The sequence below is a fragment of the Acidimicrobiia bacterium genome (genome assembly GCA_036271555.1).
GTDB lineage: Bacteria > Actinomycetota > Acidimicrobiia > IMCC26256 > PALSA-610 > DATBAK01.
Map to the genome: position 1 here is coordinate 1 of DATBAK010000087.1, position 25944 is coordinate 25944.

24 protein-coding genes and 1 tRNA gene are annotated in these 25944 nt (G+C 69.4%); 10 read left to right on the top strand and 15 right to left on the bottom strand.

Annotated elements, in window-relative coordinates:
- The 3 genes from VH914_20055 to valS all read right to left on the bottom strand — a co-directional run.
- Window positions 1–321, bottom strand: a 321-nt coding sequence (locus tag VH914_20055; protein HEX4493508.1) for a nucleoside-diphosphate kinase, incomplete at its 3' end; no start/stop codon positions are given.
- 235 nt (window positions 322–556) lie between these two features.
- A complete protein-coding gene (locus VH914_20060; GenBank protein ID HEX4493509.1) occupies window positions 557–1873 on the bottom strand; it encodes a Mur ligase family protein in 1317 nt (438 codons plus the stop codon).
- A gap of 7 nt (window positions 1874–1880) precedes the next feature.
- Window positions 1881–4475, bottom strand: coding sequence for a valine--tRNA ligase (gene valS, locus VH914_20065; GenBank protein ID HEX4493510.1), 2595 nt, complete (start codon window positions 4473–4475; stop codon window positions 1881–1883).
- Window positions 4476–4614: 139 nt separating this feature from the next.
- Here valS and VH914_20070 point away from each other — a divergent pair, with 139 nt between their 5' ends.
- From VH914_20070 to VH914_20085, 4 genes are all read left to right on the top strand, one after another.
- Window positions 4615–5994 (top strand): CAP domain-containing protein, encoded by a 1380-nt coding sequence (locus VH914_20070; protein HEX4493511.1) that lies wholly within the window; start codon window positions 4615–4617, stop codon window positions 5992–5994.
- A gap of 71 nt (window positions 5995–6065) precedes the next feature.
- Complete coding sequence (locus VH914_20075) at window positions 6066–6305, top strand: hypothetical protein (GenBank protein HEX4493512.1); 240 nt, start codon at window positions 6066–6068, stop codon at window positions 6303–6305.
- Window positions 6287–7141, top strand: coding sequence for a hypothetical protein (locus tag VH914_20080; protein ID HEX4493513.1), 855 nt, complete (start codon window positions 6287–6289; stop codon window positions 7139–7141). The genes VH914_20075 and VH914_20080 overlap by 19 nt, the downstream gene beginning before the upstream one ends.
- 72 nt (window positions 7142–7213) lie before the next feature.
- Window positions 7214–7996 carry an ATP-binding cassette domain-containing protein gene (locus VH914_20085; GenBank protein HEX4493514.1) on the top strand — a complete coding sequence of 261 codons (783 nt, stop codon included), beginning with the start codon at window positions 7214–7216 and terminating at the stop codon, window positions 7994–7996.
- A 114-nt stretch (window positions 7997–8110) separates the two neighbouring features.
- Here VH914_20085 and clpX read toward each other — a convergent pair whose 3' ends face one another.
- The 3 genes from clpX to tig are packed head-to-tail and all read right to left on the bottom strand — an operon-like array spanning window position 8111 to window position 11403.
- Complete coding sequence (clpX, locus tag VH914_20090; GenBank protein ID HEX4493515.1) at window positions 8111–9364, bottom strand: ATP-dependent Clp protease ATP-binding subunit ClpX; 1254 nt, start codon at window positions 9362–9364, stop codon at window positions 8111–8113.
- A gap of 30 nt (window positions 9365–9394) precedes the next feature.
- A complete protein-coding gene (locus VH914_20095; GenBank protein ID HEX4493516.1) occupies window positions 9395–10012 on the bottom strand; it encodes an ATP-dependent Clp protease proteolytic subunit in 618 nt (205 codons plus the stop codon).
- An 11-nt stretch (window positions 10013–10023) separates the two neighbouring features.
- The gene (gene tig / locus VH914_20100; protein HEX4493517.1) at window positions 10024–11403 is read right to left on the bottom strand and encodes a trigger factor; all 1380 of its coding nucleotides are present in this window, start codon (window positions 11401–11403) and stop codon (window positions 10024–10026) included.
- Window positions 11404–11471: 68 nt separating this feature from the next.
- Here tig and VH914_20105 point away from each other — a divergent pair, with 68 nt between their 5' ends.
- Window positions 11472–12482, top strand: a complete 1011-nt coding sequence (locus VH914_20105; GenBank protein ID HEX4493518.1) for an SDR family NAD(P)-dependent oxidoreductase — start codon at window positions 11472–11474, stop codon at window positions 12480–12482.
- Between the two features lie 84 nt (window positions 12483–12566).
- Here the strand turns inward: VH914_20105 and VH914_20110 are convergent, their stop codons facing one another.
- From VH914_20110 to VH914_20120, 3 genes are read right to left on the bottom strand one after another with little or no spacing between them, the layout of a single operon-like run.
- Window positions 12567–14003, bottom strand: coding sequence for a leucyl aminopeptidase family protein (locus tag VH914_20110; GenBank protein ID HEX4493519.1), 1437 nt, complete (start codon window positions 14001–14003; stop codon window positions 12567–12569).
- 20 nt (window positions 14004–14023) lie between these two features.
- Entirely contained in the window at window positions 14024–15538 is a 1515-nt protein-coding gene (locus VH914_20115) for an alpha/beta hydrolase domain-containing protein (protein ID HEX4493520.1), read from the bottom strand.
- Window positions 15539–15549: 11 nt separating this feature from the next.
- Entirely contained in the window at window positions 15550–16434 is an 885-nt protein-coding gene (locus tag VH914_20120) for an SDR family NAD(P)-dependent oxidoreductase (protein ID HEX4493521.1), read from the bottom strand.
- A gap of 66 nt (window positions 16435–16500) precedes the next feature.
- On the opposite strand from VH914_20120, the gene VH914_20125 reads away from it, so the two are divergent.
- Both VH914_20125 and VH914_20130 read left to right on the top strand, forming a co-directional pair.
- A complete protein-coding gene (locus tag VH914_20125; GenBank protein ID HEX4493522.1) occupies window positions 16501–17280 on the top strand; it encodes an acetoacetate decarboxylase family protein in 780 nt (259 codons plus the stop codon).
- Between the two features lie 6 nt (window positions 17281–17286).
- Window positions 17287–18549 carry an amidohydrolase family protein gene (locus tag VH914_20130; protein ID HEX4493523.1) on the top strand — a complete coding sequence of 421 codons (1263 nt, stop codon included), beginning with the start codon at window positions 17287–17289 and terminating at the stop codon, window positions 18547–18549.
- A 31-nt stretch (window positions 18550–18580) separates the two neighbouring features.
- Here VH914_20130 and VH914_20135 read toward each other — a convergent pair whose 3' ends face one another.
- Together VH914_20135 and VH914_20140 are read right to left on the bottom strand one after the other, a co-directional pair.
- A complete protein-coding gene (locus VH914_20135) occupies window positions 18581–19825 on the bottom strand; it encodes an amidohydrolase family protein (protein HEX4493524.1) in 1245 nt (414 codons plus the stop codon).
- Window positions 19825–21765 (bottom strand): acyltransferase family protein, encoded by a 1941-nt coding sequence (locus VH914_20140; protein HEX4493525.1) that lies wholly within the window; start codon window positions 21763–21765, stop codon window positions 19825–19827. Before VH914_20140 ends, VH914_20135 begins: the two co-directional genes overlap by 1 nt.
- Before the next feature lie 61 nt (window positions 21766–21826).
- Here VH914_20140 and VH914_20145 point away from each other — a divergent pair.
- Window positions 21827–21903: transfer RNA gene (locus VH914_20145), tRNA-Pro, on the top strand.
- A gap of 42 nt (window positions 21904–21945) precedes the next feature.
- Entirely contained in the window at window positions 21946–22542 is a 597-nt protein-coding gene (locus VH914_20150; protein HEX4493526.1) for a hypothetical protein, read from the top strand.
- A gap of 12 nt (window positions 22543–22554) precedes the next feature.
- On the opposite strand, the gene VH914_20155 is transcribed toward VH914_20150, so the two are convergent.
- Together VH914_20155 and VH914_20160 are read right to left on the bottom strand one after the other, a co-directional pair.
- Window positions 22555–23424, bottom strand: a complete 870-nt coding sequence (locus tag VH914_20155; protein ID HEX4493527.1) for a phosphotransferase — start codon at window positions 23422–23424, stop codon at window positions 22555–22557.
- Between the two features lie 54 nt (window positions 23425–23478).
- Window positions 23479–23724, bottom strand: a complete 246-nt coding sequence (locus VH914_20160) for a hypothetical protein (GenBank protein ID HEX4493528.1) — start codon at window positions 23722–23724, stop codon at window positions 23479–23481.
- Window positions 23725–23951: 227 nt separating this feature from the next.
- Here VH914_20160 and VH914_20165 point away from each other — a divergent pair, with 227 nt between their 5' ends.
- Window positions 23952–24653 (top strand): MOSC domain-containing protein, encoded by a 702-nt coding sequence (locus VH914_20165; GenBank protein ID HEX4493529.1) that lies wholly within the window; start codon window positions 23952–23954, stop codon window positions 24651–24653.
- Between the two features lie 31 nt (window positions 24654–24684).
- On the opposite strand, the gene VH914_20170 is transcribed toward VH914_20165, so the two are convergent.
- Window positions 24685–25254, bottom strand: coding sequence for a hypothetical protein (locus VH914_20170; GenBank protein HEX4493530.1), 570 nt, complete (start codon window positions 25252–25254; stop codon window positions 24685–24687).
- Window positions 25255–25325: 71 nt separating this feature from the next.
- Window positions 25326–25478 (bottom strand): hypothetical protein, encoded by a 153-nt coding sequence (locus tag VH914_20175; protein HEX4493531.1) that lies wholly within the window; start codon window positions 25476–25478, stop codon window positions 25326–25328.
- Window positions 25479–25944 lie beyond the last annotated feature (466 nt).

Consider the following 25944-nt stretch of genomic DNA (forward strand, 5'->3'; position numbering starts at 1 on the left):
ATCGCCGCGAATCGTGCCCGGCGCGGCCTCGCGGGGGTTCGTCGTGCCCATCAGCGTGCGCACGACCTTCCACGCCTCGGGTCCTTCGACCACCATCGCGACCAGCGGACCACCGGTGATGAACGACACGAGGTCGCCGAAGAACGGCTTGCCCTCATGTTCGGCGTAGTGCCGCTTCGCGGTCGCTTCGTCGAGCCGGCGCAGCTCGAGCGCGCGCAGCGTGAGACCCTTCGCCTCGATGCGGCGCACGATCTCGCCGACGAGACGGCGACGCACCGCGTCGGGCTTGCAGAGAACGAGTGTCTGTTCGGTGTCGCTCATGCTGCTTCGCTTGCTCCTTCGCCCGCTTCCCGGAAGCGGCGAGCGTACGCGCACGCTCGCGGGCGAACCTCGACGCTCGCTGCGCTCGCGCCTTCGGCCGCATGGGAATGAGGTCGGCCTCGGACCTCGATCGGACGCGGGAGGCTAGTGGCGGAGCCGGCGAGCGTTCAGATCGGAGACCGGGGCATCGCGCCGCGCCGCGACGGGCGAGCATGCGACCGTGTGATCGGGCGGTTCACGGCTTCACGAAAACGCCGCGTGCGGCGCCGACCGTGTACAGCGAGCCGGTGACCACGATCTGGCCGTCCTCGGGTGTGGCCACGATCGCGGCTCCGATCGCGTCGCGCACAGTTTCGTGGATCTCGATCTGCTCCTCGTCGAAACCCAGTTCCCGCGCGGCCGTGGCGACGATCTCAGGATCGAGCGCGCGCGGGCTCGGCGGCCGGCAGCACAGCAGGAGCGACGCGTCGTCGAGCCCGAGCGCGGCGAGCATCTCGTGCGGTTCCTTCTCTGCGAGCAAGCCGACGACGAGCGTGCGCGCGGAGGCCGCGAACTCTTCGTCGAGCGCGGTGCGCAGCGCGTTCGCGCCGGCGACGTTGTGCGCGCCGTCGAGCAGCACGAGTGGACGGCGCGCGACGACCTCGAGCCGTCCGGGTGAGCGCACCGCGGCGAAGCCGTCGGCGACGACCGTCGCAGGCAGGGGCGCGCCGACGAACGCTTCGGCCGCGGCAAGCGCGATCGCCGCGTTGTCGACCTGGTGGCGTCCGTGCAAGGGCAGGAACACCTCGGGGTAGCTGCCTTCGGGCGTCGAGAGGTCGACGAGGCGACCACCCATCGCGAGCTGTTGCGCGCGCACTCCGAAGTCTCGGTCGCGCAGGATGACGCGCGCGGGTTCGCGCGCGAGGAAGTACGGGGTGAGATCGGGATCGGTCTCGCCGAGCACGAGCATCGAGCCGGGTTCGATGATGCCGGCCTTCTCCTGCGCGATGAGCTCGCGCGTCGGGCCGAGATATTCGACGTGGTCGATCGCGATGTTCGTGACGACCGCGACGCGCCCCTGCACGAGGTTCGTCGCGTCCCACGTACCGCCGACACCGACTTCGACGACCGCGACATCGACCGCGAGGTCGGCGAACCAGCGCAGCGCGGCCGCGGTGAGGATCTCGAAGTAGCTCGGCGGGTCGGACATCGACGGCTCGACCAACGCGACGAGCCGCAACAGGTCGTCGAGGTCGGCATCGCCGATCATCTCGTCGTTCCAGACGAGCCGTTCGTTGATCCGTTCGAGGTTCGGGCTCGTGTACTGCCCGACCGAGAGCCCGAGCGCCCCGAGCAACGAGCTCACCATGCGCGTCGTCGAGGTCTTGCCGTTCGTGCCCGTGACGTGGATGACCGGCAGGTCGATCTCCGGCGAGCCCAGCAGCTCGAGCAGCGCGCGGATGCGATCGAGCGTCGGTGCCGTCGCGCGCCGCACCGATACGGGCCGGCCGACGCCGGCCTCGAGGTTGACGTGGCTCGCCAGCCAGTCGCGCGGGTCGTTCGGAACGGTCACCGACGGATCACGCAGTCGGTTCGAGCGGCGCGAGCTCCACCGCGACGCCGACATCGCCGTCGCTCGCGACCGCGGTGACGAGCTCGGCGATCTTCCCGGCCTCGCGCACGTCGGAAGCCGCGGAGTGGAGCGCGGCGAGGCGCTCGGCCGTGTCGGAGACGACCGCGCGCACGACCGGCGACGCGAGCGAGCGCTTCTGGCTCGACTTCTCCTTGCGCACGTCGGAGAGCACGGCCGCCGCGACCTCGTACACGAGCACGAGGTCGTCGGTCGCGGCCACACCGTCGGGGTCGGGCCAGCTCGCGAGGTGCACCGAGCCGTCGTGCCACCACGACCACGACTCCTCGGTCACGTACGGCACGAACGGCGCGAACAAGCGCAGCAACGCCGACAGCGCGTGTCGCAACGCGTACGCCGCCGACCGACCACCCGCGTCGTCGGAGCCGCGGTACGCGCGCGCCTTCACGAGCTCGACGTAGTCGTCGCAGAACATCCAGAAGAACCGTTCGGTGCGCTCGAGCGCGCGCGCGTAGTCGTACTGCTCGAACGCGGTCGTCGCCTCGACGACGAGCGCGTCGAGCGCGACCAGCAACGAGCGGTCGAGACGATCGTCGAGGTGCGCAGGGTCGTCGAGCTGCGCGTCACCCTCCGGCGCGCTGCCGCACGTCGTGAGCACGAACTTCGACACGTTGAGGATCTTCGTCGCGAGCTTGCGCCCGACCTTCAGCTGGTTCTCGTCGAACGTGGTGTCGGTACCCGGTCGGCCCGACGCGGCCCAGTAGCGCACGCCGTCGGCGCCGTACTTGTCGAGCCATTCCATCGGTGTGACGACATTGCCCTTCGACTTCGACATCTTCTTGCGATCGGGATCGAGCACCCATCCCGAGATCGCCGCGTTCTGCCACGGCAGGCAGCCGTGCTCGAGATGCGAGCGCACGACCGTCGAGAACAACCAGGTGCGGATGATGTCGTGCGCCTGCGGACGTAGGTCCATCGGGAAGGTGCGTGCGAAGAAGTCGTCGTCCTCGACCCAGCGACACGCGATCTGCGGCGTGAGCGAGCTCGTCGCCCACGTGTCGAGCACATCGGGGTCCGCGGTGAATCCACCGGGCCGATCGCGCTGGGTCGCGATGTAGCCGGCAGGAACGTCGACCGCGGGGTCGATGGGGAGAATGTCCTCCGGTGGGAGCAATGGGGCGTCGTAATTCGGACGAAGTTCCTCATCGAGCGAATACCACACCGGGAACGGCACCCCGAAATATCGCTGTCGCGAGACCAGCCAGTCGCCGTTCAGGCCTTCGATCCACGATTCGTAGCGCTGGCGCATGTAAGACGGGTACCAGTGCAGCTCCTTGCCCCGCTCGATGAGCGCGTCGCGCAATGCCGCATCTCGCCCTCCGTTGCGGATGTACCACTGGCGCGTCGTCACGATCTCCAACGGACGCGAACCACGCTCGTAGAACTTCACCGCGTGCGTGATCGCGCGCAGGTCGCCGTCGAGCTCACCGGAGTCGCGCAGCAGCTCCGCGATGCGATTTCGGGCCTGTTTCATGGTTTTTCCGGCGATCTCCGCGTACGCGCCCACGCCCGCGTCGCTCAGCCCCGTCGGTGCGTCCGCCTTCAACCGACCGTCGCGTTCGACGATCGCGCGCACCGGCAACTGCAGCTCGCGCCACCACGTCACGTCGGTCGTGTCGCCGAACGTGCAGATCATCGCGATGCCCGAGCCCTTGTCGGGTTCTGCCAGTCGATGCGCGAGCACCGGCACGCGCGCGCCGAACAACGGCGTGGTCACCTCGGCACCGAAGAGTGGTTGGTAGCGCGCGTCGTCGGGATGCGCGACGAGCGCGACGCACGCCGCGAGCAGCTCCGGTCGCGTCGTCTCGACCATCACATCGCCCTCACCGTCCGCGCGGTGAAACGCCAGACGGTGGTATGCGCCCTCGATCTCACGATCTTCGAGCTCCGCCTGCGCGACCGCGGTGCGATCGTCGACGTCCCAGAGCGTGGGCGCTTCCGCCATGTACGCCTCTCCTCGCGCGAGCTGCCGCAGGAACGCGCGCTGCGAAGCGCGTTGCGCGACGTCACCGATCGTGACGTACGGAGGTTCGTTCCAGTCGATCGACAACCCGAGCCGGCGCCACATCGCTTCGAACTTCTTCTCGTCCTCGACGACGAGGCGCGCGCAGAGCTCGACGAAATTACGCCGAGAAATGGGCATTTCTCGGCTGTTCTTGTTTCGCTCGCCACTCTCCGGGGGAGAGAAGCTCGGTTCGTATGGGAGCTGGGGGTCGCACCGAACGCCGAAGTAGTTCTGCACGCGTCGTTCCGTTGCGAGACCGTTGTCGTCCCAGCCCATCGGATAGAAGACCGACAGCCCGCGCATGCGCCGGTATCGAGCGACCGTGTCGGTGTGGGTGAACGAGAAAACGTGACCGACATGCAGCGACCCGCTCACGGTGAGCGGAGGGGTGTCGATCGAATACACGTGCTCGCGCGGACGCGTGCGGTCGAAGCGGTAGACGCGATCGACCTCCCACCGCTCCGACCAGCGGGCTTCGAGGCCCTCGAGGCCGGGACGTTCCGGGATGGCAGCAGGCATGACGCTTCAGTCTAGAAGTGCGACTTCTTCACAAGAGGTGGTGAACACGCTGGTCGGCGGTTCCGAATTGCACGCTCCGTGGTACACGACTAGACCGAAGGGCGCCTCGGGCGGAGTGGCCGGGGACGATTTTCTCCTGATGCGTTCCCCGACACCAGCCCGCCGGGCCCGCACGTCGTTCGTCATCGCGCTCGTCGCGGCGATGCTCGGCATCTTCGCCGTCGTGTCGACGTCGGCTTCTTCGTCGACCGCGAGCAGCGCGAGCTATCTCGGTTCGGTCGCGCTCTCGCCGATCCGTCGCCCGATCACGGGCATGACGTCGACGCCGTCGGGCCGTGGCTACTGGCTCGCCGCCGACGACGGTGGCGTGTTCAGCTTCGGCGACGCGCGCTTCCACGGATCGACCGGCGGCATCCGCCTGAACCAGCCCGTCGTCGACATCGCGTCGAGCGCGAGCGGTGGCGGCTACTGGTTGGTCGCCTCCGACGGTGGCGTCTTCAGCTTCGGCGACGCGCACTTCTACGGATCGACCGGCGCCATCCGCCTCTACCGCCCGATCGTCGGCATGGCCCGCACGCCGAGCGGTCACGGCTACTGGATGGTCGCCTCCGACGGCGGCATCTTCTCCTTCGGCGACGCGCACTTCTACGGATCGACGGGCGGGCTGAAGCTCTACCGGCCGATCGTCGGCATGGCCGCGACACCGAGTGGCCACGGCTACTGGTTGGTCGCCTCCGACGGCGGCATCTTCTCGTTCGGTGACGCACGCTTCTACGGATCGACCGGTGGGCGCGCGCTCGCGTCGCCGATCGTCGGCATCAACCGATCCGCGCACGGACGCGGGTACTGGTTGGTCGCGCACAACGGCAACGTGTTCGGCTTCGGCGACGCGCGCGTGCTCGGTCAGGGCGGCGGCTCGTCGATGCTCTCGCCGACGGTTGCGACCGCGGCGTCGCCGGGCGGCGGTTACTGGCTCGGCACCGAGGACGGCGGCGTGTACACCGCGACCGCCGCGGGTCAGTGGGTCGCCGATCCGCACGACGGCGGCACGCCCGCGCAGCGGATCTCGAAGGAGCTCTACTACCGCGCGAACGAAGAACGTCGTGCGCGCGGTCTCAACCCGTTGTCGTGGGACTCGCAGCTGTCGGGCCTCGCGACGAGCTGGTCGACGACGATGGCCGGCACCGGATCCTTCTCGCACCGCAACCTCAGCGCGCTGTTCGGCTCGCCGTCGTACGCCGACCGCTATCGCACGCTCGAAGAGAACATCTTCGAGGGCAACGGCTCGTTCGGCACCGCGGGCTCCGCGCACGTCGCGCTGATGAACTCGCCGCCGCACCGCGCCGCGCTGCTCAACCCCGGGCTCACGTCGCTCGGCGTGGGCGCGTACTGCAACAGCGGCACGCTCTACGTCACCGAGGACTTCGGCACCTGGGTCGGCCGGCCCGCGCCTCCCGCGGGCGCGATCCCGCCGCTCGAGCCGTTCGTGCGCGACGACCACGCCGGGGTGCCGTGCTGAGGCGGTTCCCGCCTCGACCTGGCTCCTGATCCAGCCTCACCCCGGCTCCTCGTCGTACGTTTGCTTCGCATATGCGGCGGACGCATGACCAGGGCGGGGTGGGCGGGCGTTCGCGTGCAGATCTGAATGCCGCGCTCGCCGCGCTCGCCGCGCTCGCCGCGCTCGCGGTGCTCGCCGCGGGTTGCACGTCGCACGCGCACGCGACACCGCGCGCGGACGCGGCGCGGTTCGAGATCGCGCCGGTCACGCGCGTGACCAACCCCCGTGCCACGCACCCCAGGTGTACTCCGGCATGGAGCAGAAGTGCCTGACTCTGAGCGCGGCGATCGCGCGCACCACGGATGTCGTCGACGCGACGGTGATGTACGACTCCAGCCAAGCGAGCTGGTTCGTCGCGGTCACGCTCGACGCCGCCGCGAACGCGAGGATCGCGGCGCGGTCGCAGTCGGCGAGCGCGTCTCCGCAGTTCGCCGAGATCGCGACCCTCGTCGACGCCCGGGTCGTGCAAGTGAGCCCCCTCGTCGCGAGCGGGCAGCGTCTGCTCATCGCGTCGACGAACCGCGCCGACGCGATCGCGCGGGCGCAGCGGATCACCGGGCGCACACCGACGGTGCAGGGCGGGCCGCACGATGCCGAGCTCACGCTCGGCGATCACTGGCACGTCGCGCTCGGCGTCGACGACTGCGGCGCGTGGGTCCCGAATTGGAGCTGGGCGCCCGGGAACGTCACGAACGGGTCGGCGGTCGGCGCGGGCGCGCCCGCGCGCGCGGGCTCGAACGGCCAGGTCTACGCGGGATTGCACAGCCACGGCGACGGGCTCATCCACCTCGAGCCTTCGACGACCCAGGAGACGGGCGCGCACGCGACCCTCGGTCTCTACTTCCGCTACGGCGGCTGGCAGGTGAGTGAGGGCGCGATCGACTTCGTGAACGTGCACGAGCAGAACGGCAACTCGTGCGACGGGAAGCCCGGTGTGCTGCGGTGGTCCGTGAACGGCGTCGAGCAGCACGGCGATCCCGCGAGCTACCGGCTCCACGACGGCGACACCATCGCGCTCGTGTTCAACACGGCCGACGCCGCGCTGCCGCCGAAGTCGGCCGTGCCGTCGTACGCGACGCTGCGGCAGATCCTCGGCCTCGCGCCGTAGGACCGCGGATCGTCACGAGGCGCCGACGCGAGAGGCGGTCGCGCGATGCGCGTCGGGCAGAATGCCGGGGCGATGGACGTGGCACTGCGGCTCGACGACGTGCACCTGACGATCGGCGACACGACCGTGCTGCGCGGCGTGAGCCTCGTCGTCGAGCCCGCGCAGCGCTGGGTGATCCTCGGCGCGAACGGCGCGGGCAAGACGACGCTGCTCCGCATCGCCGCGCTCTACCAGCACCCGAGCCGCGGGACCGTCGACGTGCTCGGGCAGCGGCTCGGCCGCACCGACGTGCGCACGCTGCGCGAGCGCATCGCGTTCTCGTCCCCCGCGATCGCCGACAAGCTCGAGGCGAGCATGACCGCGACCGAAGCGGTGATGACCGCGAAGTTCGCGGCGCTCGCGCCGTGGTGGCATCGCTACGACCACGCCGACCGCGCCCGTGCGGTGTCGTTGCTCGAACGCTTCGGTTGCGGCGCGCTCGCGGAGCACCGCTTCCCCACCCTGTCGGCCGGTGAGCGTCAGCGGGTGTTGCTCGCGCGGGCGCTGATGCGTGATCCCGAGCTCCTGCTGCTCGACGAGCCGACCGCGGGCCTCGACATCGGCGGCCGCGAGCAGCTGCTCGCCGATCTCAGCGCCATCGCGTCACGACCGGGCGCCGCGCCCGTCGTCCTCGTCACGCACCACCTCGAGGAGATCCCGCCCGCATTCACGCACGCGCTCGTGCTGCGCAACGGTGTCGCCATCGGATCGGGCCCGATCGCCGACACGCTGACCGACGACGTGCTCACCGAGTGCTTCGGCGTGCGGTTGCGCGTCGAGCACGCAGCCGGCCGCTACACCGCCCGGCTCGCCTGACCCGCGCCGTCCTCGAACGGACGGCTGACGTGCCGACGTCAGCGCATCGCGCGGCTTCGGTCGATCGCTCCGTGGTACTGCGTTATCGGCGTATAGCCGAGAAACGCAGTACCACTACGCGCTGCGGCGGGATTCGTCCTCGGTGACGAGCGTCGGGCGCATGCCGCTCATGACGACCTCGCGGTCGACGACACAGCGGACGATGTCGCTGCGCGACGGCAGCTCGTACATCACCTCGAGCAACACGTCCTCGAGGATCGCCCGGAGGCCGCGCGCACCGGTGCCGCGCTTCAACGCCTCGTCGGCAACCGCGTCCAACGCGTCGTCGGTGAAGATGAGCTCGACGTCGTCGAAGTGGAAGAACTTCTGGTACTGACGCACCAGCGCGTTCTTCGGCTCGACGAGGATGCGCATCAGCGCGGCCTGGTCGAGGTTGCGCACCGCGCCGATCACCGGCAGGCGGCCGATGAACTCGGGGATGAGCCCGAACTTGAGCAGATCCTCGGGGAGCACGTTGGCGAGGATCGCACCGAGGTTCTTGTCGGCGGCGCGACGGATGTCGGCGCCGAAGCCGACGCCCCGGTTGCCGGTGCGGGCCTCGATGATGCGGTCGATGCCGGCGAAGGCGCCGCCGCAGATGAAGAGGATGTTCGTGGTGTCGATCTGGATGAACTCTTGGTGCGGGTGCTTGCGGCCACCCTGGGGCGGCACCGAGGCGGTCGTGCCCTCGAGGATCTTGAGCAGCGCCTGCTGCACGCCCTCGCCCGACACGTCGCGCGTGATCGACGGGTTCTCGGCCTTGCGCGCGATCTTGTCGATCTCGTCGATGTAGATGATGCCGGTCTCGGCCTTCTTGACGTCGTAGTCGGCGGCCTGAATGAGCTTCAGGAGGATGTTCTCGACGTCCTCGCCGACGTAACCGGCCTCGGTCAACGCGGTCGCGTCCGCGATCGCGAACGGCACCTTCAGCATGCGCGCGAGCGTCTGCGCGAGCAGCGTCTTGCCGCAGCCGGTCGGACCGATGAGGAGGATGTTCGACTTCTGCAGCTCGACGTCGGGATCGCCGTAGGCGCCGGCCTGCACCCGCTTGTAGTGGTTGTAGACCGCGACCGACAGGATCTTCTTCGCCTGCTCCTGCCCGATGATGTAGTCGTTCAGGTAGTCGTAGATCTCACGCGGCTTCGGGAGGTCGTCGAAGCGGACCTCGGTCGACTGCGAGAGCTCCTCTTCGATGATCTCGTTGCAGAGATCGATGCACTCGTCGCAGATGTAGACGCCGGGACCGGCGATGAGCTTCTTGACCTGCTTCTGGCTCTTCCCGCAGAACGAGCACTTCAGCAGGTCGCCGCCGTCTCCGAACTTCGCCACGACGAGTGCCTCCTCCCCGACTTCTCGAACTTATTTGTCGGTGCCCTCGGCGGTCGGTACGGCCGCCAGCTCACGGTTGCTGATGACCTCGTCGACGAGGCCGTAGACCTTCGCCTCTTCGGCACTCATGATGAAGTCGCGGTCGGTGTCCTTGCTGACCCGCTCGACCGTCTGTCCGCTGTGGAACGCGAGCATCTCGTCGAGGAGCTCGCGCATGCGCACGATCTCCTTGGCCTGGATCTCGATGTCGACGGCCTGACCGGCCGCGCCACCGTGGGGCTGGTGGATGAGCACGCGGGCGTGCGGCAGCACGAAGCGCTTGCCCGCGGTGCCCGACGCGAGCAGCACGGCCGCGGCCGACGCGGCCTGGCCCACGCAGATCGTCGAGACGTCGCAGCGGATGTACTGCATCGTGTCGTAGATCGCGAACAGGCCGGTGATCTCGCCGCCCGGCGAGTTGATGTACATCATCACGTCCTTGTCCGGGTCCTCCGACTCGAGGTGGAGGAGCTGGGCGATGATGATGTTGCTCACCGTGTCGTCGAGGGGCGTGCCGAGGAAGATGATGCGGTCCTTCAGCAGGCGCGAGAAGATGTCGCGCGTCTCCCGACCCCGAGGCGTGTCCTCGGTCACGTAGGGCATGTACAGGTTCTGGGAGCTCACGCTTCCGGACTCTCCTCGATTGCGGACGGTTCGACGGCTTCGGCCTCGGATGGCGTCGTCTCCGGCAGGCTCAGATCGATGGCGTTGCCCGACTCGTCGACGACTTTCGCGTGCTCGACCAGGAACTCGAGTGCCTTCCCGCGGGCGATTTCAGAGCGTACCGCCTCCAGGACCCCTCGCTGTTCGAGGTCGCGACGCACCTTCGCCGCCTTCTGGTTGTTGCGTTCGGCGATCCGGGCGACCTCGGTGTCGAGCTCGTCGTCGCTCGCCTCGATCGCCTCCTGCGCGACGACCGCGCGCAGTGCGAGGTCGGCGAGCACGGCCCGCCCGGCGCCCTCGCGCATCTCGTCGACGAAGTCCTTGACCTCGCGTCCCGTCGCCGCGAGGTACTGCTCGATCGTGAGCCCGCGGTGCTGCAGCTGGTGCAGCAGATCGTGCATGCGCTGCTCGAGCTCGCTCTCGACGAGCGGCGCGGGCGGCAGCAGCGGCACGAGGTCGGCGGCCGCCTGCAACACGCGATCGCGCACCGCCATCTGCGCCTGCATGCGCGCAACCAGCTCGATGCGCTTGCGGACGTCGGTGCGGAGCTCGTCGACGGTCTCGAACTCGCTCACCTCGGTGACCCACGCGTCGGTCACCTCGGGCATGACCTTCTTCTTCGACTCCTTGACGATCACGCGGAACGTCGCGGCCTTGCCACCGAGCTCGCCGAAGCGCTCGGGCAGATCGTCGGTGAACTCGAGGATCGAGCCGGGCTTCGAGCCGTGCAGCTGCGCGTCGAGCGACGGCACGACGTTGTCGCTGCCGACCTCGTAGAGGAAGTCGCTGACGACGAGCCCGTCGACTTCTTCTCCGTCGATCGCGCCGCGGATGTCGATCGTCGCGTAGTCGCCGTCGGTGAGCGGGTCCTCGGAGTCGGCGAGCTCCGCGGAGCGCTCGCGCAGCAGGTCGACCTGACGGTCGACGTCCTCGTCGGTCGCGTCCTCCCACGGAAGCGTGATCGTGAGCTCGTCGTAACCGACCAGCTTCACGACCGGACGAATCTCGACGACCGCGTCGAACTCGACGTCGCCCTCTTCACGGCCCGCGGTGATCTCGATCGACGGCGCCGCGATCGGGTCGACGCCTTCGCTCTCGACCGCGTCGGCGTAGTAGTTCGGCAGCGAGTCCTGCAGCGCCTGGCGGCGCGCGGCCTCGGTGCCGAGCCGGGCCTCGAGCAGACGGCGGGGCGCCTTGCCCGGACGGAAGCCGGGGATGCGCACCTCATGGGCGAGTGTGCGGAAGGCCGCGTCCAGCGCGCGCTCGAACTCGTCGGCCGGCACCGCCACGTGCAGCTTGACCTTGTTCTCCTCGAGCGGCTCGACCGTCGTCTGCATGAGGGGGAGGAGTGTAATGGGCGGGGTCGCCCATCCCCGTCTCGTTCCGCCTCGTTACCGTTCCGGTCATGGAGCAGACGAGCGCACGGTGGCTGGAGGGGCGGGTCGCGATCGTGACCGGTGGTGGTCGGGGCATCGGTCGCGCCTATTGCGAACGGCTCGCGGCGTACGGCGCGCGCGTCGTCGTGAACGACTCGGGTGGCGCGACCGACGGCGCGGTGACCGACGAGGATCCCGCGGCCGACGTCGTGAACGCGATTCGCAGCGCGGGCGGTGAAGCCGTCGCGTTGCGCGGCGACATCTCGTCGACCGCGGTCGGACGCGACCTCTGCGATCTCGCGATCGACACGTGGGGACGACTCGACATCGTGATCAACAACGCGGGGATCGGTCGTCCACGCATGGTGTTCAACCTCGCCGAGGAGGAATGGGACGACGTCGTGCGCGTGCACCTCAAAGGCACGTTCGCGGTCTCGCAGCCCGCGTGCCGATGGTGGCGCGCGCAGGCGAAGGAGCGCGGCTCGTCGTACGGCCGCGTGATCAACACCGCGACCGGTCTCCTGCTCTACGGCGGCGCGGGCCAGTCGAACTACGTGGCCGCCAAGGCGGGCATCGCCGCGTTCACGGAAGCGGTCGCGACCGAGATGGCACCGTACGGTGTGACCGCGAACGCGATCATGCCGTCGGCGGCCACGCGTCTCGCGCGCATCGGCTGGCGCATGGAGCGCAACGCGGCCGCTCGCGAAAGGGAAGCGGCAGAGCCCGCGAGCGAAGCGAGCGCGACCATTGGCACCGATCCGACCGATCCGGTGCACGTGGCGGAGTTCGGTTGCTTCCTCGCGTCCGAGGCGGCGGCGTGGATCAGCGGGCAGACGTTCCAGATCCGCGGTGCGACGATCGAGCACGTCGGCTCGTGGCGCGTCGAGCGCACGATCACGCGCGACGGACGCGGCTGGAGCGCACCGGAGTTGGCAGAGGAGCTGCCGCGCGCGTTCGGCGCCGGCGCGAAGCGATCGGATCCCCCGCCGAAGCAGTGGAGCGAGAGCTATCACGCGACGCGGGAAGGCTCGGCGTTGTGAGCGCCCACCACAAGCCCGACGCGGGCAACGCGAGCCGCGCGCAGGCGTAGGCGCGGCACGAGGTCACCGGCCGCGGGCGGTGCGCTACCAGGCGGCGAGGAGCTCGAGCAGGGTGCGGACGCCGGCGCCGGTGGCGCCCTTCGTGAGCTCGCCGTCGTCCTTGCTCGACCAGCCGGTCTCGCCGATGTCGAGATGCACCCACGGGATGCCGTTGACGAACTCGCGCAGGAAGAGGCCCGCGAGCAGCGAGTCGGCCTGATCGGGATCGCCGATGTTGCGGAGGTCGGCGACGGGCGAGTCGATGTTCTCGCGGTACTGCTCGGGCAACGGGAGCGGCCACGCGAGCTCGCCCGCGCGCGCCGCCGCGTCGAGCACGCGCGCGACCAGCGCGTCGTCGTTGCCCATCACCGCGGTGAACAGTGGACCGAGCGTGCGATAACCGGTGAGCGTCGCGATGTCGAACATCGCGACCGGCTCGCGCTCCGCGCCGAGCGAGAGCCCGTCGGCGAGCACGAGTCGACCCTCGGCGTCGGTGTCGAGGATCTCCACCGTCTTGCCGTTGCGCGCGACGACGACCTCACCGGGTCGCGTCGCGTCCGGACCGGGAAGGTTGTCGGTCGCGGCGACGATGCCGACCACGCGCACGCGCGGCGCGATCGCGGGCAGGGCGCCGAGCACCGCGAGGACCGCCGCTCCCCCGCCCATGTCGCCCTTCATCTCGTACATGTGCTCGGGACGCTTCAACGAGAGCCCGCCCGAGTCGAACGTGATGCCCTTGCCGACGACGACGATCGTCTCGGGATCGTCGACGCCCGGCGGCGTGTACTCGATTTGGATGAGGCGCGCGGGCTCGCGCGATCCCGCGTTCACCGCGCGCAGGCAACCGAGACGCTCGCGCTCGATGTCGTGCTCGTCCCAGACCGTGACGTGTAGATCGTGCGCGGCCGCGACCTCGGTCGCGATCTCCGCGAGTCGCGGCGCACCGAGGCGCGCGGGTGTCTCGTCGGCGAGATCGCGCGTGAAGGCGACCGCGCTCGCGACGATCGCGCCGAGCGCGACACCGCGATCGGCCGCGGGATCGGCGACGACGACCTCGCAGCGGCTCAGCGTGAGGGCATCGGCCTGCGACTTGTGCCCGGCAAAGCGGTGCACACCGAGCACGACGCCCTCGGCGACCGCGCGCGCCGCGGCCTCGGCGCCGAGCGCGTCGACCGCGACGGCACCGGGCTCGACCGCGATCGTCGCCGCGTGCTGCAACGCGCGACCGAGCGCGCCCGCCGCGCGCCGCACGACGCGCGCGCCGAGCGCGTGCCGCGCACCGAGTCCGGCGACCACGAACGGTCGCCCGCTCCCGTCGACACCGGTCAGCAGCTCGCCGGCCTTGCCGCGAAAGCCCGACACCTCGGCGAACCGCTCGGTGAACGGCGCCGGCAACGCGTCGAGCTCGCCCGCGATCGCGAACGCGCCGCGCGCGTCGACCGCGGCGGAGATCTCGTCGGCACGAACGAGGTCGATGGCCACCGTGACGTCTCCCTTCGGCTTCAGCTTGGGATCGGGGCCGCGTTCGCCGCCGCTTCGATCGCCTCGGCGTCGACATTGGTGAGGAGATGAAGCGTCTTCGCCTCCTGCGTCGCCTTGCCGATGTCGAGGACGTAGCGCTGGTGCGTCGGATAGATCTGTCGCAGATGCGCGGGCGTGAACGGTGTGGTGCTCCCGAACAGCGAGCAGATGACGCTCACACCCGGCTTCAACGTGCCGTCGAGCGTCGAGATCGGCACGACGACCGCGGGCAGCCGCACACCACCGCGCGCGTTGCCGACCGCGTCGCGCACGATCGTCGACGCCGTCGTGTCGATCGGCGCGGGATGCGGCGGCTGCACGTGGTTCGTGACCCAGAGATTCAGCGCGGCGAACGCGGCGTCGAGGCCGTAGTTCTCGGGACCGTCGTTGATCACCCCGCACAGCGACGTGAAGTCCGGAGCCTTCTCGCCCGGCGACCACACGTGACCCGACGCGATGCCGTAGTCGAGCGTGGTCTGGTCGGCGTGCGAGGTGCCGGCGAGCTCCCACGTCACGAAGCGGTTCGTGTCGGGCTGGCGCGCCTTCGCGAACCCGAGCCCGAACAGATCGGTCTCGGTCTCGACGGTCATCACCGGCCACGGCTCGTCGCCGCGGATGTGCACGACGTCGGGCACTGAGTCCTTCGCCGCGGCGTTGACCGGCTCACCGTCGTTGCCGCGGCTGTGGATCATGAAACCTTGGAACAACTTCGACACCGGCGCGATCGCGTTCACGTAGGTGACCATGCGCGACGCCGACTGCGACTCGCCGGTGGCGATCAGTCGGGAGGGATGCAGCGTTCCGAGCGGGTTCACGCCCTTCGGTCGCCAGATCGCCTGCGCGGCCTGCGAGAAGATGTCGTAGGAGTAGTCGTCGCCGGGATGCGAGAGCGACGCGTACCTCTTCGGGTTCTGCATCTTCAACGAGACCGGGTTGTAGCCGGGGATCGGGATCGTGAACCCGCCGGTTCCGGTGATGCCGAGTGCCTGCGCGGAGACGCCGACGTACGCGAAGCCGTCGTGGAGGAGCTCGGTGTGCGCGAAGCCGAAGTCGGGGTCGGAGTCGCGTCCGGCCGTCTCGTTGAACCACTCGAGCACGACCGTGCCGTTGAAGCGCGCGGGATCCGTCGGCACGCGCACGACCATCCGCGACTTGTACGCGGCGGTGGTCGTCGGCGCGACCGTCCACTTGCCGTCCTCACCCCAGGTGCCCTTGGGCCCGTACGCGGTCGCGGTGCCCGAGAAGAAGTACTCGTGTTCGGAATAGCCGTACTGCTTCGCGAAGCCGGTCGGCATCGCGTTCACGGGGATGTCGGGAGTCCCGCCGGTCACGGGTCCGGCAACGGTCGGCCGCGCGACCGGCGACGCGGGCGGGGCGACGAGCTCGCCGGTCTTCGGTGTCAGGCCCTTGGGAAGCGTCGTCGCGGTGTGGTGCGACGACGAACAGCCCGCGGCGACGATGGCGCCCACCAACATCACCGACGCGAACCTGCGCATACCGTTCGTCCTCACTGACCCGTGGTCGGATTCCAGTTGCGGAAGTAGTCGGGATTGCGGCGCGCCTTCATCGCGGCGTAGCGCGCGTCGAGCGGCTCGTCACTGCTCGGGTTGATCCAGAACGTGTCGGATCGCACCGCGTCGAGCACGCGCTGCGCGACCTCTTCGAGCGGTGTGAAGGGCAACGGCGTGCCCGCCGCTTCCATCTGACTCTCGAACTCGTCGAGCGTCGGGTAGGGCGTCGTGCGTTGCTGCTCGCGCGTGTACTCGGCCGGGCGCGTCTTCCACGCGTCCCACAAGTGCGTGCGCAACCAGTTCGGTCCCGGATAGAGCACGGAGCACGACACGCGCGTGTCCTGCGTCTTCAGCTGGTAGTAGAGGAGCTCGGTCAGCGTGGTCACCGCACTCTTCGACATCGCGTAGATCGGCGCGTCGCCCATCGGCGCGATGCCGCCGTTGCCCGACGACGTGTTGACGATGTGGCCTTCGTCGCCCTGCTCCAACATGATCGGCACGAACGCGCGCAGGCCCCACGCGATGCCGAGCACGTTGACGTCGAGGCACCAGCGCCAGTCGACGGGCTCGTACTCCCAGAGCATCGTCTGACCGCCGGGTCCGATTCCCGCGTTGTTGCAGAGCAGGTGCACCGCGCCGAACGTCGCGAGCGTCTCGCGCGCGAGCCCTTGCACCGACTCCGGCTTCGTGACGTCGGTGACGCAACCCGCAGCGTCGAGGCCGTCGGCCCGCAGCGCGGCGACCGTGTCGGCGAGTGGATCGGGCTGGATGTCGGCGAGCATCACCTTCATCCCCGACTGCGCGAAGTGGCGCGCCATCGCGAGGCCGATGCCGGAGGCACTGCCGGTGACGACCGCGGTCTTGCCTTCGATGTCGCGCATGGTCCCCCTGCGCAGGAGCCGAGTGGCGTGGAACACTACCGAGAGCATCGAACGCGAGGGGACGTCATGCCGACGATTCGCTACGGAGCTCGACCACCCGAAGCGCAACGCAACCGCGAAGTCGAAGCGGTCAGCGCGCCGATCTGGTCGACGGCGGTCACCGTCGTGTGGGAGACGGATCCCGACGTGATCCGCGCGGTGTTGCCCGCCCCGCTCGAGCCGTCGGATCCGCTCGCCCGCGTGCGTTTCGCGGTCGTCGACATGGGCACCGGGATTCCGACGTTCGGTGCGGGCTGGTTCGGCGTGCGCGCACGGCACGGTTCGAAGGAAGGCGAGTACGCGCTGTTCATGCCGATGACGACGGAGCAGGCGACGGTCGGTGGACGCGAGACGTTCGGCGAACCCAAGAAGATCGGCCGCGTCGCGATCGAGATCCACGGCAACGAGGTGCACGCGTGGTTCGACCGCATGGGCTTCCCGCTCGCAGAGGTGAAGGGCCAGCTTCGCGAGTCGATCGACATCGCGCCGAAGGACAAGACCGACTTCTACTTCAAGTGCAGTCCGTCGCCCGACGGCAAGGGCTTCGACACCGAACCCGCGCTCGTGCACGTCGCGCGGCACGAGGAAGCACGCGACGGCCGTCGCCTCGACGGCACGCTCACACTGCACGACTCACCGCTCGACCCGATCGCCGACATCCCCGTCAACCGGATCGTGTCGATGGAGTTCGCGCAGATCACCACGAACCAGCACGGCGAGGTCGTCGAGCGCGTACCCGCGGATTGGTTGCTGCCGTTCGTCCACCAGCGCTTCGACGACCTGTCGGTGCTCGGCAAGAAGGACTGAGCGCCGATGAAACCGGACGAGCGCTACACGATCATCTCCGCCGACGCGCACGCGGGTCTGCCGTGCGAGGAGTACCGGCCGTTCCTCGACGCGCGCTACTTCGACGCGTTCGACGACTACCTCGCGGAACGGCACGCGCAACGCGACCAGCAGATGAAGCTCAACTACGACTACATCACGAGCTGGGAGACGACGAACGAAGAGGGACTGCGCGGCGCGTACGACGCCGAGCAGCGCGACAAGGAGCTCGACGCCGACGGCGTCGCGGCCGAGGTGCTCTTCGCCGACGCCGACGCGATCACGGGCATGGAGTCACCGCCGTTCGGCGCGGGGCTCTCGGCGGGAACGATCGAGGATCCCGAGCTCGCGTTCGCGGGCGCCCGCGCGCACAACCGCTTCCTCGTCGACCTGTGCGCGACCAGCCCGGAGCGGCGCGGCGGCATCGGGCTCGTGCCGATCTGTCACGACATCACCCGCGCCGTCGCGGAGGTCGAGTGGCTCGCGGGCACGCCCGGTATCCGCGGCGTGATGGTGCCGACGATGTGGCGCGATCGGCTGCCGTACAACCATCCCGACTACGACCCGGTGTGGGCCGCGTGCGAGGCCGCGAGTCTCCCGGTGCACGTGCACTCCGGTGAAGCGCCGCGCGAGGAGATGAACGACTTCATCGGCATCTACCTCGCCGAGGTGGTGTGGTGGACGCACCGCCCGATCGCGCACCTGCTCTTCGGCGGGGTGTTCGAGCGCTTCCCCGGGTTGAAGTTCGTCGTCACGGAAGGCGCCGCGTACTGGGTGCCCGACATGAAGTGGAAGTGGGACCAGTACCTCGGCGGCGGTCACACGACGAAGAAGATGGCCGCCATGATGAAGGGCATCATCTCGAAGCTGCCGTCGGAGTACTTCGGCGAGAACATCTTCGTCGGCGCGTCGACGATGTCGAAGGAAGAGATCCGGCGCCGGCACTCCATCGGGTGCGACGTCGCGATGTGGGGCACCGATTACCCGCACCCGGAAGGCACGTGGCCGAACACGATCGCGCGGTTGCGCAGCGACTTCGGCGACGTGCCCGTCGAGGACGCGCAGCTCATGCTCGGCGCGACCGCGGCGCGTTGCTACGGCTTCGACCTCGACGCGTTGCAACCGATCGCCTCGCGCATCGGACCCACGCCGAACGACCTCGGTCAGGACGTCACGCTCGTCACCACCGACGAGGAACGCCGGCGCGCGGAGTGGTGGAAGGACGAGTACCAGGTCCGCTGGAACGGTTGACGCGTGCCGGGCGCCGTGCCCGGCGCTCGCGTCACCAGGCCTTGACGACCTGGTCCTTGTCGAAGGCGTTGCACGTCGAGTCGGCCGGGTAGTCGATCGGGTCGAGCGGCACCCGCACGTCGCCGACCGTCGGACCGATGCGGTCGCCGATCGCGCGCAGCCGGTCGAGATCGAAGTGGTAGACCGACGCGGGCGTCGTCTCGACCATCCGCCGCGTCTCCTCGGGCGGGCAGGCCGCGAACGCGACCCGCAGCGCCTCGGTCGTGTACGGGTAGCTGCCTTCGGAGTGCGGGTAGTCGGCGCCCCACATGATGCGGTCGACGCCGACCTCGTAGCGCAGCGAGCTCTCCGACGAGCGCAGGAAGCTCGCGCCGACCCAGAAGTTGCGCGCGAAGTACTCGCTCGGTGTGAGCGACATGTTCTTCGCGACCGCGCCGAAGAACACGGCCTCGGCCGCGCCGCCGTGGACCATGCGGCGGTGGAACCAGTCGAGCGTCTCCATGCCGCGCGGGATCCAACCGGTCCCCTGCTCGGTGAGCGCGATGCGCAGATTCGGATGGCGCTCGAGCACACCGCCGAAGATGAGGTGCCAGACCGCGCGGTGCGCGAACCACGCGATCTCGATGAGCATGATCGCGCGCGCGGCTTCGTGCTCACCGAAGTCCGGGAGCCCGCTGCCCGCGTGCACATTCAACACGACACCGAGCTCCTCGCAGAGATCCCACAGTGGTTCGTAGACGGGATCCCACAGCGGCGCGAGCGCGCTGTTCGGCGCGACCGACGGCAGCATGATGCCGCCGCACACGTCGATGTTCTCCTTCGCCCAACGCACCTCCGCGAGCGCGTCGTCGAGATCGTTCAGGAAGATCTGCGCGACGCCCGCGCGCCGACCGGGCGCGGCCGCGCAGAAGTCGGCGAGCCAGCGATTGTGCGCCTGCACGCCCGCGAGGCGTCGCTCGTAGTCGTCGACGGTCGGCTCGAGCGCGACGAGGTTTCCTTGCGCGAAGAACGGCGGCACCGTGTTCGGGAACAGCACCTCCGCGACGACGCCCTGCGACTCCGTCTCCTGGAGCCGGCGATCACTGTCCCAGTTGCGATACGCGGTCGGTGCCTGCAGATCGGCGAACGGGTTGACGTACGCCGCGGCCCACGCGTCGAACTCGTCGTGCCACCGCGCCGGGAGATAGTGCTTGTAGCCGTTGATGTCGGCGCCCGCGTGGCCGTCGACGGAGACGATCGTGTAGCGACTCTCGGGCGTCAGCACACGATCGGCCATCACCCAATTCTGGTCGCAGGGCCGGGGGGCGTCCATACGGCCGAGCGCTCGGCTCGCGGCGGCTTCGCCTGATCGAGCAGCCAACGGGCGATGAGCTGACCGCCGGGTCCGCTGTAGTGCAGGCCGTCGGGACGCAGGGTCACACCGTGCAGCTTCGTGCGGCACGTGCCGTCGGGGCAGACGTAGTGGAAGAGGTCGATGAGCGAGGCGCCCGTCGCGCGCGCCGCGCGCGCGAGCAGCCGGTTGTTGCAGTCGGTGCCGCGGTCGGTGCCGGCGAACTCGTTGGCGGCATACGCCGTCGTCGTCACCGCGACCCGCGAGCCGTCCTTGCCAAGGGTGCGGATCTCACTGATGACGTCGCGCTCGAACAGCGAGTCGTACGGCTCACTGCAGGGACGGATCCAGCGGCCGCCGTACGTCACGCGAGTCGCGGGACTGGCAAGGACGAGGAACGCCAGGTTCGGCCGGAACGCGTCGACGACGCTCGACTGCCAGCTCGCGTTGCAGACGCCGGCCGGGCGGGTGTGGTCGCCCCCGCCGGAGAGGTCGAACTGCTCGTACCCGACGCCGGACGGATAGACGCACCCGCTGAGGCCTTCGTTGAAGACCGCGACCGGAGAGGTCGGCGTGACGTGTCCCATCTCGCGCCCCAGGAAGTCGGCGACCGAGTCACCGACGACCATCACGCGTTGCGCGTCGACGGGCGCGGCGCGATGCGCGACCGTCGCGAAGTACGTCCACTGTTGCGGCGTCCAGACGACGATCTTCGGCGTGGCCTCGGCCCCGCTCGTCGTGGTGACGACGGCCGCGACGAGCGCGACGGCGACGACGGGCACGAGCGCGCGGAGCTGGCGCGCGCTGAATGCGCCGTGGCGGATCGGCTGCTCGACGAGCCAGTACGACGCGATGGCGATCGCGAGCGTCACGGCCGTCTGCAGGAGGAACAGCGGCCAACCACCGACGTGGGCACGTCGCGAGCTCAGGATCACGTCGACGGGCCAGTGGTAGAGGTAGACGCCGTAGCTGATCAGCCCGAGCGCGCAGAGCGGACCGAACGACAGCACGCGCGCGAGCGGACCGCGTTCGGGATGCACCGCCGCTGCGATCACCACGGTCGCCGCGAGACCGCAGGCAAGAAAGCCGCCTCGGTAGAGGTTCGACGACTCGCCGTGCAGCGTCGCCCACGCGATCGCGAGGAAGATCGCGGCCGCGACGCCGGCGACCTCGAGCGCGATGCGCGCGCGGCGGGTCGCGACCGGGCCGTAGACGCTGAGCGTGGCCGCGAGCGCGACACCCAGGAGGATCGCCGCCGCGCGCGTGTCGGTGCCGTAGTACACGCGGTTCGAGTTCGTGCGGTGGTACAGCGCGACCATCAGCACGCTCGAGATCGCGGCGAGCGCGAGCGCGGTCACCAGCACGGCCTTCGGCGCGTTGCGCCGGAACCGCAGGAGCAGGCCGACGAACACGAGCGGCCACAGAATGTAGAACTGCTCCTCGATCGCCAGGCTCCACGTGTGGTCGAGCGGCGACGGCGCGTTGAAGAGCGCGAAGTAGCTCGTGTGCGCGAAGACGTCGTGCCAGTTCGCGACGTAGCCGAGCGTGGCGAGCGCGTCGCCCCGGATCTGCGCAAGCTCCGTTGGCTTCGCCCAGACCACGGCGTACACGGCGACGCCGACGATCAACACCGCGAGCGCCGGCAGCAGCCGGCGGGCCCGGCGGGCCCAGAACGCGCGCATCCGGACGCGGCCGGTGTGCGCCGACTCGGCGAGCAGGAGCGACGTGATCAGGAAACCGGACAGCGTGAAGAAGAAGTCGACGCCGAGGTAACCGCCGACCAGGTGGCCGCCGTGGAACAGCACGACACCCGCGACCGCCAGCCCACGCGCGCCGTCCAACGCCGACACGCGCGCGATCCCCGCCGCCCCTTCGCCCGCCGCCACCGGATGGATGCTACCGGCGCCGAGATCGCGGCTCCCTCGGAGGAAAATAGGATTCGTCGGCCGGGGTGTAGCGCAGTTGGCTAGCGCACGTGCTTTGGGAGCACGAGGTCGCGGGTTCGAGTCCCGCCACCCCGACCATTGTCCGCGAACGCATCGTCGCCGATCTGCGTCGGAGAGCATGTGAGACGCGCAGCAGCCTCCACCGTGATCGTCGGTCTCTCGATGCTGCTCGGCGCGTGCGGCGCCGGAACCGCACCCGTCGCGGCGGTTCACGCGGCGACGCGATCGACGGCGCCGAAAGTCCTCGCGGAAACGACATCGACGACCGCGACCGCGACCACGACGACGACCGCGCGGTGCGGTCGCGCCGCGCTCGACTGCCCGCGGTCGTATCCCGCGCCGCCGCCGGTTCCGTGTCCGCCGCACCCGACCACCCCGACGATGAACGGCAGCTTCTGCGGTCCGATCCCGCCCCCGGGGAACGGGCTCGGGCCGAACGGCGAATGCACCGGCGCGGAGACGGCGCCGCCCTGCGGAACGGGAGTCGTCGTCGGCCGGTACTACGCCTACACGCTCCCCGGAACCTGCGACGGAGTCATCGTGTTCGACGGGCGGCGGTGGGACTCGGAGCTTCCACCCGATCGTCGGGTGCCCGACATGAACGTGTGGATGCGACTCGGCGGGGCGTCGGGGGCCGGCTTCATCAGCCCGAACGGCGCGGTCGGATTCCGTCCCGACTCCGGCGCGCCCCCTCCGAGTTGTGACGCCGCCGGCTGACGCGTCGAGTCGCTACGAATCGTCGGGCGGACGCATCACGACGTCGAGTGCGGGCCACGGCGGACCCTCGCGGAGCGCGCCGAGAAGCGCGCGCCGCGCTCGTTCTCCGTCCGGGAACTGGTCGGTTCGGTCGCAACGCCAGGCGGCAACCATCGCGAGGACGAGAAGCCGACAGTCGGCGAGCAGTTCTCGGTCGGCGCCCGCATACCGATCGACGACGGCTTCGGGAACGTGCGCGAGGTCGAACTCGACCGGTCCGCGACAGCACGTCTCGAGATCGATGAAGCGCAGCCCGTTCTTCGTGTTCAGCACGTTGCCGGGGTGCGGTTCGCCGTGGAGCAGTTGCTCTCTCGCGCTGCGCTGACCGATCGCGCGTGTCGCGCTTCGCAACGCGCGGCCGAGGAGATCGCGGTCGGGGTCGATGAGCGAGGGCGTGAGGTCGCGTTGCGCGACAAGGTGTTGTGCTTCCGCGACTCGGTCGGTGAAATGCGGGGCTTCCACAGCGAGCGTGCGCATCCCGGCATGCAGACGCTCGAGCGAGCTCGCGTAGTCGCCCGGTGAGACGGTTCGCGATTCCACCGTTTCGTAGTAGGTCCAGAACGTGATCGCGAAGCCGTCGCGCTCATAGACCCGTGGCGGCACGCGGGGCTCGAGCCCCGCCACGGGGCATTCGGCCTCGGCGAGCCGTTGCGCGAGATCGATCTCGAACCGGGCGACCTCTTGCCCGATGTGCGCGACGCGCGCGAAGACGTCGCACGGTCGAAGACGGAGCGCGAGGTTGTTCGAGTTGTGCACGACATGCGCGTCGTCGACCGCCAGCTTCAGCTCTGCGGCGATCGACACCGCCGCACGCATCGCGCGGGTGATCGCTTCCGTCTGCACCGCTCCAGGTTGCCCGATTGGACGCGGAGACGGCCGCCGTCGCGTCTCGAAGCGTCACTCCCAGATGCGTTCCGGTTGACACTCGATGGTCAACGCGGCGTCGAGGTCGACCGGAGGTGTGTTCGCAAGCCGGAGGACCATGACGCCGCGTTGGTCCGGCGTCGGGATCACTCCGTCGTCGCTGCGCCCGGCGAGTGGCCCGCGCCACTCTTCCCATCCGAGGTGCGCGTAGAACGACGTTCGGTCGGTCTGTAGGCATCCGATCTCGTAGTCGCCGATCGTCTCGGCGAGGCGTTGCATGGTCGCGCCGCCGTAGCCCTGGTTCTGGTGCGACGGCAGGGTCGAGACCGCGTCGACGTCGAGACGACCGCGTGGCTCACGAGTGCGTCGCCGCGGCGAGCTCCTCGCTCGTGGAGATCCGGACCGAAGACCGGCGCGCGCCATCGTCGCCACGGCTCACGCGCACAGATTGCCGGATCGAGCGCCCACGCGGTAGCGCCCGCCGTTGATCGGCGACCGGTCGGGGAATGGCGGCGTCGATCGACGGGTTGCGGCGCCCGATGATCGAGGTCGTCGCAGTGAACGTCGGGACGCCCGAGGTCCTGTTCAGTGGGCCGGACGGCGAGCGGGTCTACAGCTCGATCGCGAAACGAGCGGTGCCGTTCGGGACCGCATTGTGGCTTTCGTCCGGGAACCTCGCGGGCGACGCGCAGGCCGACCTGGCGGTACACGGTGGTCCCGACAAGGCGGTGTACGCCTATCCGAGCGAGCATCTCGCGGGGTGGACGGAGGAGCTGGGCGGCCCGCTCGGTGCCGCGGCATTCGGCGAGAACCTCTCGACGCTCGGGGTCGTCGAAGTCGACGTGCGCATCGGCGACGTGTGGAAGTGGGGCGACGCGTTCCTCCAAGTCAGTCAGCCCCGCTGGCCGTGCTTCAAGCTCGCGCTCCATCGCCGACGCCGCGACGTACAACAACGGATGCGGACGTCGGGCCGCACCGGCTGGTATCTGCGCGTGGTGCAGCCCGGCGAGGTCGTCGCGGGATCGGCGATCGAGATCTCACATCGCGATCCCGCCGGTCTCACCGTGGAGGACGCACACCTTGCGATGGGCGACCGCCACCTCGACCACCGCGCACGGACCGAGGCGCTCGCCGAGCACGACGCACTCGCGGAGCAGTGGCGCGAACCGCTCCAAGCGCGACTCGACGAATCGACAGCACGCTCCTGAACGAAAGCCACTCGCAACCGCAGATCGGTAGCTACGCGCTCCGGGCTGCGTGGCCGAACAGGCTCGGGAGAATGCGTCGGTGCAGGAGTCCGGCGACGCTCCAGATCGCTCGGGCGCCGGGTCGGGTGAACTCGAGGTTGCTTCCGGCTGTCGCCGACGACTCACCGGCGGTGAACGTGAGCCGACAGCGACCGAGCATTCCGGAGTCGACGGCGAGGACGACAACATCGGCGTCGCTTCGCACGACGCGCCAACCTGCAACATGATCCGCCGACCTGCCGCGCGCCAGGTGAAGCCCGAGGACATAGCGCCAGCCGAACGTGACGAACCACCGCAGTGCAGCCGGACCTTGCTCGAGCGTCTGCCGCGCCCAGGCTTCCGGCGGTCGCGCGCTCACGCGCTCGACAATGAAGCCGTCTGCGTAGTCGGACCGGAAGTCCTCGCCGGCCACGACCACTGGCACCTGAGGCGCGGTCGCGCGTGCCCTGATCGCCACGACACCAGCCTCGCACCGCCAATGCCGTCGGCTCGAAAGCACACCAACGGCGCCGGGCGTCGCGCGTTTCTCTTCGGGGCGCGGCGCTCCCTGATCGCGCAGCATCCGTCGGAAGCCCGCGAGCGCTGCGGTCGGCGCACGGAACGGCAGGTAGGTGTGCTCTCGTCTGCCGCGGATCAGCGCACGGAGACGACGAAAAGCACGACGAACAGCGTCGCCACTCCCACGAGCGACACCCGGAAGATCAGCCGGCCGCGACGCGTGATCGGCGCGTCCCGCGTGCCATCCGACGATGGGAAGAGCCGTGCCGTCCAGTGCAACCGCCCCATCGAACGAACCGTAGCGCGCGACCTCTCGACCGAACCTGCAATCGCAGTACCCCTTTTTCGTGCGCCGCTTCGAGGTGAACCCACCGTCCCTGCGGCGCGGGAACGCGGAGCACCGCGCCATCGGGGATCTCGATCAGACGATCGGGACGCGATGCGAAGTGCTGCACCACGCATGCCCGCTTGCCCTCTTCAACTCGCGATCGACGCGACCAGACGCCTCGCATCGGCGTATGACGGCAGAGACGCGATCGTCCATCGGTAGAGACGACCAGACGACGAACTCGCGCCCGAAGCCATCGGCAGTTATGCACTGTCGGCAGCGGTCGGATCCACCCCGGCTAGATGCACGAGGCCTCGTTCACCGTGCGAGTCAACCAACGCGAACCGCGTGAACGTCTCGTCGTCGGTTGCATTTTGCTCGGCCCAGGCGAGCACGTCCGCGACATCCGCGCGGCAGATCCGGCGC